This window comes from Streptomyces sp. NPDC091280 (genome assembly GCF_044768565.1).
Taxonomy (GTDB): Bacteria; Actinomycetota; Actinomycetes; order Streptomycetales; family Streptomycetaceae; genus Streptomyces.
Genome location: NZ_JBIVUZ010000002.1, coordinates 347,077 through 360,354, shown reverse-complemented (window position 1 = coordinate 360,354; position 13,278 = coordinate 347,077). Strand labels below are relative to the sequence as shown.

General features: G+C 72.9%; 15 protein-coding genes and 1 tRNA gene. 5 read left to right on the top strand and 11 right to left on the bottom strand.

All coding sequences use genetic code 11. The features are described 5' to 3' along the window. Positions 1-11: 11 nt before the first annotated feature. Positions 12-1,544, top strand: a complete 1,533-nt coding sequence (locus ACIQPR_RS08230; protein WP_403643790.1) for a hypothetical protein — start codon at positions 12-14, stop codon at positions 1,542-1,544. Positions 1,545-1,803: 259 nt separating this feature from the next. Here the strand turns inward: ACIQPR_RS08230 and ACIQPR_RS08225 are convergent. Next, positions 1,804-1,877 (bottom strand) — tRNA-Pro (locus tag ACIQPR_RS08225). Positions 1,878-2,037: 160 nt separating this feature from the next. Here ACIQPR_RS08225 and ACIQPR_RS08220 point away from each other — a divergent pair. Together ACIQPR_RS08220 and ACIQPR_RS08215 are read left to right on the top strand one after the other, a co-directional pair. Continuing rightward, positions 2,038-2,745: a transketolase gene (locus ACIQPR_RS08220; protein ID WP_403643788.1), complete on the top strand. Its 708-nt coding sequence runs from the start codon at positions 2,038-2,040 to the stop codon at positions 2,743-2,745. Positions 2,746-2,826: 81 nt separating this feature from the next. Beyond that, positions 2,827-3,747 (top strand): transketolase family protein, encoded by a 921-nt coding sequence (locus ACIQPR_RS08215; protein ID WP_403643785.1) that lies wholly within the window; start codon positions 2,827-2,829, stop codon positions 3,745-3,747. A gap of 24 nt (positions 3,748-3,771) precedes the next feature. On the opposite strand, the gene ACIQPR_RS08210 is transcribed toward ACIQPR_RS08215, so the two are convergent. From ACIQPR_RS08210 to ACIQPR_RS08170, 9 genes are all read right to left on the bottom strand, one after another. Further along, complete coding sequence (locus ACIQPR_RS08210) at positions 3,772-4,131, bottom strand: MmcQ/YjbR family DNA-binding protein (RefSeq protein WP_403643783.1); 360 nt, start codon at positions 4,129-4,131, stop codon at positions 3,772-3,774. Between the two features lie 30 nt (positions 4,132-4,161). Next, complete coding sequence (locus ACIQPR_RS08205; protein ID WP_403643781.1) at positions 4,162-4,701, bottom strand: GNAT family N-acetyltransferase; 540 nt, start codon at positions 4,699-4,701, stop codon at positions 4,162-4,164. Further along, complete coding sequence (locus ACIQPR_RS08200) at positions 4,698-5,276, bottom strand: helix-turn-helix domain-containing protein (RefSeq protein WP_403643778.1); 579 nt, start codon at positions 5,274-5,276, stop codon at positions 4,698-4,700. Before ACIQPR_RS08200 ends, ACIQPR_RS08205 begins: the two co-directional genes overlap by 4 nt. A gap of 35 nt (positions 5,277-5,311) precedes the next feature. Beyond that, positions 5,312-6,214 carry a LysR substrate-binding domain-containing protein gene (locus ACIQPR_RS08195; protein ID WP_403643775.1) on the bottom strand — a complete coding sequence of 301 codons (903 nt, stop codon included), beginning with the start codon at positions 6,212-6,214 and terminating at the stop codon, positions 5,312-5,314. Positions 6,215-6,272: 58 nt separating this feature from the next. Continuing rightward, complete coding sequence (locus ACIQPR_RS08190; RefSeq protein ID WP_403643772.1) at positions 6,273-7,475, bottom strand: glycine C-acetyltransferase; 1,203 nt, start codon at positions 7,473-7,475, stop codon at positions 6,273-6,275. Between the two features lie 66 nt (positions 7,476-7,541). After that, on the bottom strand, positions 7,542-8,570 hold the full coding sequence (gene tdh / locus ACIQPR_RS08185; protein WP_403643770.1) for an L-threonine 3-dehydrogenase: 1,029 nt from the start codon (positions 8,568-8,570) through the stop codon (positions 7,542-7,544). A gap of 152 nt (positions 8,571-8,722) precedes the next feature. After that, a complete protein-coding gene (locus tag ACIQPR_RS08180; RefSeq protein WP_403643767.1) occupies positions 8,723-9,100 on the bottom strand; it encodes an SgcJ/EcaC family oxidoreductase in 378 nt (125 codons plus the stop codon). Positions 9,101-9,115: 15 nt separating this feature from the next. Beyond that, on the bottom strand, positions 9,116-9,829 hold the full coding sequence (locus ACIQPR_RS08175) for an SDR family NAD(P)-dependent oxidoreductase (RefSeq protein WP_403643764.1): 714 nt from the start codon (positions 9,827-9,829) through the stop codon (positions 9,116-9,118). Between the two features lie 176 nt (positions 9,830-10,005). Beyond that, positions 10,006-10,926, bottom strand: coding sequence for a LysR family transcriptional regulator (locus tag ACIQPR_RS08170; protein ID WP_403643761.1), 921 nt, complete (start codon positions 10,924-10,926; stop codon positions 10,006-10,008). 137 nt (positions 10,927-11,063) lie between these two features. Here ACIQPR_RS08170 and ACIQPR_RS08165 point away from each other — a divergent pair, with 137 nt between their 5' ends. Continuing rightward, positions 11,064-11,366, top strand: a complete 303-nt coding sequence (locus ACIQPR_RS08165; protein ID WP_403643758.1) for a muconolactone Delta-isomerase family protein — start codon at positions 11,064-11,066, stop codon at positions 11,364-11,366. A 30-nt stretch (positions 11,367-11,396) separates the two neighbouring features. Then, on the top strand, positions 11,397-12,647 hold the full coding sequence (locus ACIQPR_RS08160; protein WP_403643755.1) for a YbfB/YjiJ family MFS transporter: 1,251 nt from the start codon (positions 11,397-11,399) through the stop codon (positions 12,645-12,647). Here ACIQPR_RS08160 and ACIQPR_RS08155 read toward each other — a convergent pair whose 3' ends face one another. Further along, positions 12,648-13,265, bottom strand: a complete 618-nt coding sequence (locus ACIQPR_RS08155) for a TetR/AcrR family transcriptional regulator (RefSeq protein ID WP_403643752.1) — start codon at positions 13,263-13,265, stop codon at positions 12,648-12,650. Between the last annotated feature and the right edge of the window lie 13 nt (positions 13,266-13,278).

Here is a 13,278-nt window from a genome sequence, read left to right as displayed (position 1 = left end):
GGACGAGAAAGATGCGAGACGCACCCGCGGCGACGAATCGGGTCCGGCGGACGGACATGCAGCGCAGGACGGCACAGGCGGTGGCGGTGTGCTCGCTCGCGCTCGTCACCTGGATGGCACTGCCCGCGCCCGCCCAGGCGGCGGTCCCGCAACCGCCCGGACACGTGCTGCTGGCCGACGAGGTGACGAAGTTCTACGTCGTCCGGTCGCCGAAGCAGAACGGCGGCAAGCCGGACACGCTGTTCGACATCGCCCAGCGCACCCTCGGCGACGGCAACCGCTTCGAGGAGATCCTGGTGCTCAACAGCGGGCGCCTGCTGCCGGACAACTCCGTGTTCGTCAGCCCCGACCAGCTCCAGCCCGGCTTCGCGCTGATCCTCCCCGAGGACGCGGCCGGTTCCGGCGTCCAGGTCGGCGTCCTGCCGCAGTCGAAGTCCACGGGTTCTGGACAGGGCACGTCGTCGACCGCTCCGAGTACGGCGCCCGCGAAGGCCGCGAAGGCGAGCGGACCGCTCGCGTCGGTGACCGGCGGGATCTCGATGCCGCTGCTGGTCGGCGGCATCGCCGGGGTCACCGCGCTGACCGTGATGATCGTCGCGCGGCGCCCGCTGGGCCGGGCCGCGCGCGCCACCGGCTCCGGTGCGGCCCGGGCGGGCCGGGTCCTGCGCCCCCGGCTGCCGAGGGGCATGGCACTGGCCCTGCGACGGCGCCGGCGGGGTGCGCTGGCCCGCCGCCTGGCGGCGGACACCCGCACTCCGGTGATGGTCCGTCAGGCGCTGCGGGAGATCGTGCCGGTGACCGTGTCGGAGACGGCCCGCCCGGTACGGGTGTACAGCGTCCTGGCGGAGCCCACCAAGCTGCTCGCCTCGGTCTCCGGCGCGGGCCACGCCCCGGCGCCGTGGACCGCGCTCGCCCCGACCCGCTGGGAGCGCACGGGCCTGCCGTCCGTGGTCGAGGGCGAGTTGTCGGCCGACCCTGGGCTGGCCATGCCGCATCTGGCCCGGGTCGGCGTGGGCGAGCGGGACGCGCAGGTCATGGTCGACCTCGGGCAGATCAACGGCGCGCTGAGCGTCTGCGGTGACCTGGTGGTCGCCCAGGACACCGTCGCGGCACTCGCCCGGGGCCTGCTGGAACTTCCGCAGCAGCGCACGGTGGTGGTGTCGGTGGACCCGAGCGCGGGCGCCCTGCCGGGCCTCAACGGTCTGGTGCGGGTCCGCGCGGTGACCGATGTGAAGGGCCGGGCTCCCGACGAAGTCCTCAACACCGCCGAGGAGTTGGGGGTCGGTCTGGTACGGGGTGCGGCCCGGACGGGCGAGGTCACCGGGTTCGTCGTCCTCCTGGACCCGCCGACCGCCGAGGAGGCCCGCACGCTCGTGGACCTGACCTCGGCCGACGGCGGCGGCTGGATCGTGCTCACGGTCGGCGACGTCCCCGGGGCGCACTGGCGCTGGTACGCCGAGTCCGACGGCAGCGTCGACCTGGGCGTACTGGGCCTGAAGGTGGTCGTTCCCACCCAGACCCTGGCGGGCGCCGGCCGCATCTGACGACCGCGGCAGGCCCACCGGCCCGGACACCGACCGCCCGGCGGGGTCACCATCGACCCGCCCCGGCGAAGTCCGGGCCCCTCAACTCCGCCCCGGCAGCCGGCCGGCCTCCTCCCCGGCGGCCGGGGCGGACCCTCCTCCCGCACACCTCAGCCGGTCGTCACCCGGCCCTCGTCTGGTCCCCGTCTGGTCCCCGAAAATGATCGAGGGCCGGTTTCGGATTTCTCCGAAACCGGCCCTGATCCACGACTGCATCCAGTCGGGACGACAGGATTTGAACCTGCGACCCCTTGACCCCCAGTCAAGTGCGCTACCAAGCTGCGCCACGTCCCGTTGCCCGTCTGACCTGGGGTTTCCCCTGGTCGAACGCGCATGGAAACAATACCGCACTCACGTCGGTGATCGCGCACGCCTTTGTCGGGGGCCGCCGTGCGGCGGGTCCCTCCCCGCGGCGCTTGACCTGAAGTTTGGTTGAGGTTGCACGATCGTCCGCATGACCACGACCACGGAACACCACCGCCCGTACACCCACGGCGACCTGCCCCGGCTGATGGGCCTGATGACCGGCGACGAGAAGCACGGCCCGGCGGCGACCTCGACGCTGGACGTGCTGTGGGTGCTCTACGACCGGGTGCTACGGGTCGGCCCGGACCGCATGGGCGACCCGGAGCGGGACCGGTTCCTGCTCTCCAAGGGGCACGGGCCGATGGCGTACTACGCCGTCCTGGCCGCCAAGGGATTCGTCCCGGTGGACTGGCTCGCGGACTTCGGCTCGTACGACTCCCCGCTCGGGCACCATCCCGACCGGATGCTGGTGCCGGGCGCCGAGATCGGCAGCGGGTCGCTGGGGCACGGACTGCCGATCGCCGTGGGGACGGCGCTGGGACTGCGCGCCCAGGGGCGCACGGAACCCCGCGTCTGGGTGCTGGTCGGGGACGCCGAGCTGGACGAGGGCAGCAACCACGAGGCCATCGCCTTCGCCGGGCCCGCCGCACTGGACCGGCTGCACACCGTCGTCGTCGACAACTCCTCCGCCACGCACGCCCGGCCCGGTGGCATCGCCGCCCGCTTCGAGGCCGCGGGCTGGTCGACGGTGAGCGTCGACGGCCGCGACCACGACGCGCTGTACGCCGCCTTCACCGCGCCGCATCCGGGCCGGCCTCACGCGGTCGTGGCCCGGGTGGAACCGAAGTCCGCCTAGTCGCCCGCCCCCTCAACGCGGTTCAAAAATCCGAGAGTTCAAGAGTTCAGGATTCCAAGAGTTCAGGAAGGGCTTCTCTCCATGGACACCATGCGTGACCGCTTCGCCCCGGTCGTCTCCCGGTTGCTCGACGAGGATCCGCGCGTCGCGGTCGTCCTCGCCGAGATCGGCGTGGCCACTCTCACCGAGGCCCAGCAGCGCCACCCGGACCGGGTGATCAACGTCGGCATCCGCGAGCAGCTGCTCGTCGGGGCGGGCGCGGGACTCGCGCTGACCGGCATGCGGCCGGTCCTGCACACCTTCGCCAGTTTCCTCGTCGAGCGGCCCTTCGAGCAGGTCAAGCTGGACCTCGGGCACCAGGGCGTCGGCGCGGTGCTGGTGAGCGCGGCGGCCTCGTTCGACTGGCCCGCGGGCGGGCTGACGCACATGGCTCCGGGCGATGTGGCCCTCCTCGACACGCTCGACGGCTGGACCGTGCACGTACCGGGCCACCCCGACGAGGCCGAGACCCTGCTGCGCCACGCGGTCGCCGCGGGCGACGACAAGGTGTACGTACGGCTCTCCACGCAGTCGAACGCCGACGCCCTCCCGGTCGACGGCGCGGGCTTCCTCACCGTCCGTGAGGGCCGCGCCGGTGTCGTCGTCGCGGTCGGGCCGATGCTCGACGCCGTTCTCGACGCGACCGAGGGCCTCGACGTCACCGTCCTGTACGCCACGACCGTACGGCCCTTCGACGCGGCGGCGCTGCGCCGGGCCGCGCGGACGGCCGGGACGGACGTGGTCCTCGTCGAGCCGTACCTCGCCGGCACCTCGACGGCCGCCGCGAACGACGCGCTCGCCGACGTGCCCCACCGGGTGCTGGGCCTGGGCGTGGCCCGTCCCGAACTGCGGCGCTACGGCACCGTGGAGGAGCACCTGGCCGCCCACGGCCTCGACGCCCGGACCCTGCGCGCACGCGTCGACGGCTTCGTCGGGCGCGGGCCCGGCGGCGCGCGGGACTGAGACCGGCCCACCGCCTCCGGCGGCTCAGTCGGCGGAGGGCAGGCCCAACTCCGGGTAGGAGTCGAGGAGTCGGGGCGGGGCCGCCTGGCGCCAGGAGTCGGCGAGGATGTCGCGCAGTTCCTCCTCGCCGTCCAGCGCGGCGAGCCGGGCCCGGACCCAGGCGAAGCCCGCCTCGTGGTCGGCGACCCAGAACTTGTCGGGTTCGGCCAGGACGAGTTCGTCGCGCTCCTCCTTCGGGCAGCGCACGGCGATGGAGGTCTCCTCCTCGGGCACGGTGACGAACATCTTCCCGGCGACCCGGAACGTGGGCATGTTCCAGGCGATCTTCTCCGTCGTGTCCGGGAGGGAGAGGGCGATACGGCGTACGTCTTCGGCATCCGGCATGACACGCAAGATAGCGGCCCGCACTGACAATCACCTGGTGGGAGCGTGTACGCTGGCCCCCACCTTCTTGTAGTAGAGCGTGGTCGGCCGCAGCACCCCGGCCGGGCTCGCCGCGTAGTCGGGGATCACGCCGGCCCGGGTCCAGCCGGCCGAGTCGTAGAGGCGCTCGGCGGTGCTGTCGGTCTCGGTGTCGAGGTGGAGGAGGGTGATGCCGGCCGCCACCGCCGCGTCCTCCGCGACGGTCAGGAGTGCGCGGCCGAGGCCCTGGCCGCGGGCGTCCCGGTGCACCATCAGCTTGACCAGTTCGGCGCGGTGCCGGCTGTTGGGCTTGTCGGCGAAGGCCAGCGTCACGGTGCCGACGATCCGTCCGCCGTCGCGTGCCGCCCATACGGCGAGCCGCCCGGCGCCCACCCCGTCGGCGCGCTCCCGCCACCAGGCGACGGCCGCCGCCCGGTCGAGGGGCGCGAGGAATCCGATCGACGCCCCGTCGTGCACGGTGTCGGTCAGCAGCTCCGCCAACTCCTCGGCCAGGGCGAGCACTTGAGGTGCGTCCAGGCGCTCGGTCCTCATGGGAGCACCACCGCCAGGACGTAGCGGACCGCGTCCGGCCCCGGGCAGCGGAACCGTGTCGGCCCCCACACCCGCAGTCGTAGGCAGTCGCCGGTGTCGAGACGGTGCTCGATGTCCCGGGCCGTCACGTCGAGGGTGCCGTCCAGGACCCAGATGTGCTGTTCGAGGCCGGGGACGGGCGGGCGGTCGTAGGAGATGTCGGCGCCGGCCGTGAGGCGGCCCTCGACGAGTTCGGCGCGCAGGCCGGTGTGCGGGGGCGACACGGAGCGGCGCCGGAAGCCGGAGGCGCGGTCCTCCCACACGGGCTGGTCGGCGGAGCGCAGCAGCGGGGCGGGCTCGGCCTCCACCTCGCTGAGGAGCTGGGACATGGTGCGGCCGTAGACCCCGCACAGGCGGTTGAGGAGGGCCGCGGTGGGGCTGGTCTCGGCGCGTTCGGCGCGGGAGAGGGTCGAGCGGCTGATCCCGCTGCGCTCCGCCAACTCGCCCAGGGACCAGCCGTGTTGGGCCCTCAGTTCGGTCAGGCGGGCACCGAGGCGGGCGCCCATGGGGTCCGAGGCCTCGTCGTCACGTTTCATATCCGGGAAGGTATCCCGGATATGAGACAGCCAGGTTACGTGCGGGCCGCTTCCGCCAGCGCGTCCAGGACCGGGCGGATCAGCGGATGCTCCTCGGTGCCGCGTCGTACGGCTGCGAAGACCCGGCGGGTCGGCGCCACCCCGTCGACGGGCCGGACGACGACTCCGGTCAGGTCCGTGCCGCGCAGGGCCGAGCGGGGGACGAGGGCGACGCCCGCGTCGGCCGAGGCGAGGGCGACCACCGCACGGAAGTCGTCCGAGGAGTGTTCCAGGCGGGGCTGGAATCCGGCGTTCTCGCAGGCCAGGACGACGACCTCGTGGCAGGGGTTGCCTGGGTAGGGGCCGATCCACGGGTCCTTGGCCAGTTCCGCGAGGGGGACCTCCTCGGCGCCGGCGAGGCGGTGGGTGACCGGGACGACCGCGTCGAAGGGCTCGGCGTAGAGCGGGACGTGGATCAGGCGCGGGTCGTCGGCGGGCGGGGCGCCCCGGTACTCGACGGCGACCGCGACATCCACCTGCCGGTCCAGCACCATCGGCAGGCTGGCGTCGCCCTCGGCGTCCTGGACGCGGAGCCGGATGCCGGGCGCGCGCTGCGCGAGGCGGGTCACGGCCGGTGCCACGACCTGGGCGATGCCGGTCGCGAACGCGGCGACGGTGACCGTGCCGGCCTCGCCGGAGCCGTAGGCGGCGAGTTCCGCCTCGGCCCGCTCCAGCTGGGCCAGCACGACATTGGTGTGGCCGAGCAGGATCTCGCCCGCCGGGGTCAGCCGTACCCCCTTGGCGCCGCGCTCGACCAGGCGGTGGCCGGTCTCCTGCTCCAGGGCGGCGAGTTGCTGGGAGACCGCCGAGGGGGTGAGGTACAGCGCGGCGGCTGCCGCCGTCACGGTGCGGTGGTCGGCCACCGCACGGAGGATGTGGAGCCGCCGCGCTTCGATCATGGGACCGATTATCGCAATATGTCCGGGCGGTGACCGCCACGGACCATCCACGGACCGCTCAGACCGTCGGTTCCGCCAGCTCGGCCCGCGCCGCGACGAACGCGTCCACCGCCGTGTGGACGTCCCGCGTCGAGTGCGCGGCGGACAACTGGACCCGGATACGGGCCTTGTCCTGCGGGACGACCGGGTACGAGAAGCCGATCACGTACACGCCCCGCTCCAGCAGCAGTTCCGCCATCCGGCCGGCCACCGCCGCGTCGCCGATCATCACGGGCGCGATGGCGTGGTCACCGGGGAGGACGTCGAAGCCCTCCTCGGTCATCCGGCGGCGGAACAGGGCCGTGTTCTCGGCGAGCCGGACACGCAGGTCGTCCGCGGACTCCAGCAGGTCGAGCACCTTGAGGGAGGCCGCGGCGATCACCGGGGCCAGGGTGTTCGAGAAGAGGTAGGGCCGTGATCGCTGGCGGAGCAGGGCGACGATCTCGGCGCGCGCGGCGACGTACCCGCCGGAGGCGCCGCCGAGCGCCTTGCCGAGGGTGCCCGTGATGATGTCGACGCGGTCCATGACGCCGTGCAGTTCGGGGGTGCCCCGGCCGCCGGGGCCGACGAAGCCGACGGCGTGGGAGTCGTCGACCATGACCATCGCGTCGTAGCGCTCGGCGAGGTCGCAGATCTCGCGCAGCGGGGCGACATAGCCGTCCATGGAGAAGACGCCGTCGGTGACGATCAGCTTGCGCCGGGCGCCCGACGCTTCCTTCAACCGCTGTTCCAGGTCGGCCATGTCACGGTTCGCGTACCGGAAGCGGCGGGCCTTGGAGAGGCGGATGCCGTCGATGATCGAGGCGTGGTTGAGGGCGTCGGAGATCACCGCGTCCTCGGGGCCCAACAGGGTTTCGAAGACACCGCCGTTGGCGTCGAAGCAGGAGGAGTAGAGGATCGTGTCCTCCTGGCCGAGGAAGGAGGACAGGCGTGCCTCCAGTTCCTTGTGGACCTCCTGCGTACCGCAGATGAAGCGCACGGAGGCCATGCCGTAGCCCCACCGGTCGAGGGCCGCGTGGGCGGCGGCGACGACCTCGGGGTGGTCGGCGAGGCCGAGGTAGTTGTTGGCGCAGAAGTTGAGGACCTCGCCGGGCCGGCCGCCCGAGGTGACGTTCACGGTCGCGGACTGCGGGGAGCCGATCACCCGCTCGGGCTTGTGCAGTCCGGCGGCGCGGATCTCGTCGAGGGTGGCGCTGAGGTCGTCGCGCACGGAGTCGAACATCATCAATTCCCTTGCTGGAGAGTCCTGTTGGAGAGACCTGTTGGAAGGATCCACTGAAGAGAACTGTCAGAGAGTCCAGTCCAGGATGACCTTGCCGCCGCGTCCGCTCGCCGCGTCCGCGAACGCCGCCTCGAAGTCGCGGTGTCCGTAGCGGCCGGTGATCACGGGCGCGAGGTCGAGGCCGCCCTCCAGCAGGACCGACATCGCGTACCAGGTCTCGAACATCTCCCGGCCGTAGATGCCCTTGATGGTGAGCATCGAGGTGACGACGCGGGACCAGTCGACGGGGAACTCCTCGGCGGGCAGTCCCAGCATGGCGATCCGGCCGCCGTGGGTCATGTTGGCGATCATGTCGCGCATCGCCTCGGGGCGGCCGGACATCTCCAGGCCGATGTCGAAGCCCTCACGCAGGCCCAACTCCCGCTGCCCGTCCGCGATCCGGGCGTCCGTCACGTTCAGGGCGAGACTCACGCCGATCTTGCGGGCCAGGGCGAGGCGTTCCTCGCTGACGTCGGTCACCATGATGTTCCGCGCGCCCGCGTGCCGGGCGACCGCCGCCGCCATCAGGCCGATCGGGCCCGCGCCGGTGATCAGCACGTCCTCGCCGACCAGCGGGAACGACAGCGCGGTGTGCACGGCGTTGCCGAACGGGTCGAAGATCGCGGCCACATCGAGGTCGACGGGAACGCGGTGCACCCACACATTGGCGGCGGGCAGCGCCACGTACTCCGCGAAGGCGCCGTCCCGGCCGACGCCGAGCCCGACCGTGGCACGGCACAGGTGGCGGCGCCCGGCGAGGCAGTTGCGGCACTTGCCGCACACCAAGTGGCCCTCGCCGCTGACCAGTTCACCGACCGCGATGTCGGTGACGTCCCGGCCGGTGCCGACCACCTCGCCGACGAACTCGTGCCCGAGCACGAGCGGGGTGCGGATCGCCTGACGCGCCCACCCGTCCCAGGCCCGGATGTGCAGGTCGGTGCCGCAGATCCCGGTGCGCAGCACCTTGATCAGTACGTCGCCGGGTCCGACGGCGGGCTCGGGGACGTCCACGAGCCACAGCCCGGGCTCCGCCTTCTCCTTGACCAGCGCCTTCAACGCTACGGCTCCTGTGGGTGAGGTCCCGGGCGCGGGCACGGCGAGCGGGCCCGTCCGGGGCGAGGGGTGGATGTGCTAGCAATCTGCCCTACCGGAACGCCCGGGTCCATCGAGGTTTTCTTAAGCGGTGTCGCAGCTTTCCTTCACACCTGTCACCCGGCCGGCCGCGACACCTGGTAGTGGGCGATGTACCAGCCGCCGTCCTCCAGCCGCCGCACCAGCACGGCGAGCTTGACGTCGACCGGCGGCCGGTCGGTGAACGTGAACTCCGCGTCCAGATAACCGAGTACGAGGTCGTCGGCGTACCGGCGGGTCTCCAGGACCCGGTAGGCCGCCTTCATGCCGAGAGGCTGGGAGGCGTAGTACGCGGCGACCCCGGGGCGGCCGACGCTGAAGGGGTGCAACCCCTGGAAGATCGCGTCCTCGGTGAAGAGCCGGGCCACCTCTTCCGGTTCATGGGCGTCCACGGCCGCTTTCCAGGGGTCCAGGACCCCGCGCAGGACGAGTTCGTCGTCGTTCCCGCTGTTCATCTCGGTCGACCTTTCTCAGTGACCGGCGCTCATGCCGCCGTCGACATGCAGGATCTCGCCGGTGACGAAGGGGGCGTTCTCCAAGAAGACCACGGCGTCGACGATGTCGCTCACCTCGCCCATCCGGCCCACCGGGTGCAGGGCGGCGAGGCCCGGGTGGGTCTCCGCCGGGTGCATCGGGGTCTTGATGGTGCCCGGCGACACGGCGTTGACGCGGATGCCCCGGGTGGCGTACTCGACGGCGAGGGACTTGGTGGCGGACTGGATGCCGCCCTTGGTCAGCGAGGCCAGGACGGAGGGGACGCGGGCGTCCGCGTTGTCGACCAGGCTGGTGGTGACGCTGACGATGTGGCCGCCGCCCTGGTCGAGCAGATGCGGGACGGCCAGCTGGGTGAGCCGGAAGAACCCGGCGAGGTTGACGCCGAGCACGGTCGCGTAGTCGTCGGCCGTGTACTCGGTGAAGGGCTTGGCGACGAAGACGCCCGCGTTGTTGACCACGGTGTCGATCCGGCCGAAGCGATCGAGCGCGGCGGCCACGACCCGCTCGGCGGTGGTCGGGTCGGCGATGTCGCCCTGGACGGTCAGGACGTCCGCGTCGTCGGCGGGGGCGATGGTGCGCGAGGTGGCGACGACGGCGTGGCCGAGCTTGCGGTAGGCGTCGACGACGCCCGCTCCGATGCCCTGCGAGGCGCCGGTGACGATCGCGACCTTCTGGTTCCGAGTGCTCATGACGACCTTCTTCGAGTGGTGGGTGCGGTGCGGTGCTCCCGATCGGCCGTTGTTACTAGACGACCGGTCGCCTATCCGCGAACGTAGACCTCCCGGACGGGAGAAGGCAAAGGTCGAAGGGGCTTTTCCCAGGACCGGAATCCTCACTGCTGGGAGGTCCGGCCTCCCAGTGCACGTCAGCGGTGCGGGTCGCCCTCGGGCAGCCAGGCGTCCGGGGCGCGCAGCCCGAGGTCTCCGACGCCGGCGCACAGCGCGTCCACGGCGGCCGACACGGCCGCACGCGTCTCGCCCTCGCGCCACACCAGCGACCAGGTCCAGTGCACCGAGGGCCCGGCGATCTCACGGCGTACGAGGTCGGGCGGCAGCGAAGTGGTCTGCCCCTTGGGCGAGTTGACGACCGGGCGGCGGCTGCGGCGGACGTGGTCGAAGAACGCGGGGCCGGTGATCCCGCCGTCCGAGACGGGCACCACGTGCGCCCCGGTGTCGTGGGCCAGCCGCTCGGCGTAGACGTTCCAGGACGACCAGGACCGGGTGTCGTCGTCGACGAGGACGGCTGTGTCGCGGGCCCGTACGTCACCGGTGTCGGTGCCCGTGGCCACCGCGTACAGCCGGTCCGCGCCGAGCAGCCGGGCCCGCAGCCCGTGCCGCTCGAGGTCCTCGTCCCGTACCCAGCACACCGCGAGGTCCAGGCTGCCGTCCGCGACCCGGGCGGCCTGTGTGTGCGAGGGCGCGATCCAGGCGTCCACATGCACCTGGGCCGCGCCGGCGGTGCGGGCGCTCAGGTCGGCGGGGAGCCAGTTGACGTAGCCGAGCCGGACCGCCTCCGAGCCCGCGAGCCGGCCGGCCCGGCGCCGCAGGTCGTCGGCGCGCTCCAGCAGGGCGCGGGTGTGCGGGAGCAGCGCGGCACCGGCCGGGGTGAGGGAGACCGAGCGGCGGTCGCGGTCGAAGAGCCGTACGCCCAGATCGCGTTCGAGGGCCTTGATCTGCTGGGAGAGGGAGGGGCCCGCGATCAGGAGGCGGTCGGCGGCCCGGCCGAAGTTCAGCTCCTCGGCCACGGCGACGAAGTACCTCAGTTGGCGCAGCTCCACGCCTGTCATGCTACGCGGGCTGATAGGCCGTATCTCCCAGCAGGGAGCGAGCCCGTCGTGGCGCCCGCGCCGGTCCCGGGCCACGATGAGGGCAAGGAGACCCGGCACCCTGTCACCGGCCGGGCGGGCCCGAACGGAGCGAGGTCATGCGAGAGTTCCTGGTCGAGATCACCACCACCGTCCCCGAGGGCACGGCGCCGGAGGAGGTCGACCGGCGGCGCGCCGCCGAGGCCGTCCGCTCCCGTGAGCTGGCCGCGACCGGCCACCTGGGACGGCTGTGGCGCCCGGTCGGCGAACGGCGCAGCATCGGTGTCTGGCTCGCCGACGACGAGGACCAGCTCCACGAGAAGGTGCTCGGCACACTGCCCCTCGCCCCGTGGATGACCTTCGCCGTCACCCCGCTGGAGCCGCACCCGAACGACCCCGGCCATGCAGAGCGGACCCATTGACTCCCGGCGCCCACAAGGGAGTTCACTGCCATGAGCCGCAGCGGCCCGATACCCTCGCCCAGGGCCGAGGGGCCCCTCCCCTCGCCCTGGGCGCATGTCGCCCGGGTGGCCGCCGCGCTCGCGGCGGGCATGGGGGTCGGCCGCTTCGTCTACACCCCGATCCTCCCGCTGATGCACACCCAGGCGGGCCTGTCGACCGGCGCCGGCGCCCATCTCGCCACCGCCAACTACGTCGGCTACCTCTTCGGCGCGCTCGCCGGCACCCTCTCCCCCGCACTGGTCCGCTCCCGCGCGACCCTGCGCGGAGCGCTCGTCCTGCTCATCGGCACGCTCGCCGCGATGCCCGCCACGCACAGCACCGCACTGTGGCTGGTGCTGCGGCTGTCGGCGGGCGCGGCCAGCGCGCTGATCTTCGTCGTCGCGGTCGGCTCGCTCCTCGGCCACCTGCGCGAGCACCCGCCGCATCTGCCCGGCTGGGGCTTCGGCGGCGTCGGCGCCGGCATCGCGCTCTCCGGACTCCTGGTCCTCGCCGTACGCCCGGTCGCCGACTGGCGGACCGCGTGGTGGGCATCGGCGGCGCTCGCCACGGTGCTGGCGGCGGCCTCCTGGAATCTACGGCCCGAGGTGCCGACCGTCCCGGTGTCCTCGGCGCCGGCGGCCCGCGCCCCGCGACCGACGCTCGACCGCCGTTTCGTCGCCCTGTTCGTCAGCTACAGCCTGGAGGGCGTCGGCTACATCGTCGCCGGGACCTTCCTGGTCGCCGCCATCGCGCAGGGTTCGCCCGGCTGGATCGGGGGCGGTGCGTGGGTGCTCGTCGGACTGGCCGCCGTACCGTCGTCCGCGCTCTGGGCCCGGCTCGGCCGCCGCTGGTCACGGCCCGGACTGCTGCTGGTGGCGCTGGTGATCCAGGCGGTCGGCATCGCACTGCCCGCGCTGGCCGGCGGGGTGGCCGCGGCCCTGGTCTCGGCCCTGCTGTTCGGCGCGACCTTCATCGGCGTCAGCACCCTCGCCCTGGCCACCGGGACCGACCTGCGCTTCCCGCGCTCGGTGGCGCTGCTGACCGCCGGATACTCCGTGGGCCAGATCCTCGGCCCGCTCGCCGTCGCCCCGCTGCTGCGCCACGGCTACCGCCCGGCCCTGCTGCTCGCCGCCCTGGTGGTCCTCGCCGCGGCCGTCGCCGCCGCCGTCCTGCGCGCGGCTCTCCCGCACCACGCGGTGGCGGTACGACGCTCCGTGCCGGAGCGGGGACGGCGGGCCGCGCCCACGGACGCGGGCGGCTGATCAGGCCAGGTGGGCGGGGCGGGCGCCGAGCAGGGCGAGGCAGTTGGCCCACAGCGGGCTCAGCCGACCGGTGTTGTTGTAGAGCTTGGCGAACATCACCTGGCCCTCCAGCTGCGCGACCACGGACCGTGCCGCCTCCCGGGTGTCGGTGACGGTGACGTCCCCGCGCTCACGCGCCTCGACCACGACCGCTTCGACCATCTCGACCTGGGCGTCGAAGATCTCCTGGAGCCGGGCGCGCACGGCGTCGGTCCGGTGGCTCATCTCCAGGCTGAGATTGCCGAACAGACAGCCCAGCACGGACCCGCGGCCCTGCTGCCCGACGCGCAGCCCCGCCTCGGTCTCCTCGCACAGCCGCCGCAGCCGCTCCAGCGGTTCGGTGTCCCCGCCCGCCGCGCTCAGGACGCGCGTCCACTCCCGCCGCTGCTCGGCCCAGTGCTCGTCCACGACGGCCAGCGCGAGGGCCTCCTTCGACTCGTAGAAGTAGTAGAAGCTGCCCTTCGGCACTCCCGCCGTCCTACAGATCTCGGCCACCCCGAGCGCCGAGTACCCGCGCGCCTCGAAGAGCGACCGTCCGGCGGCGAGGATCTTCTCCCCGGCGTCACTCGTCCTACCCATACGGCAACTGTAC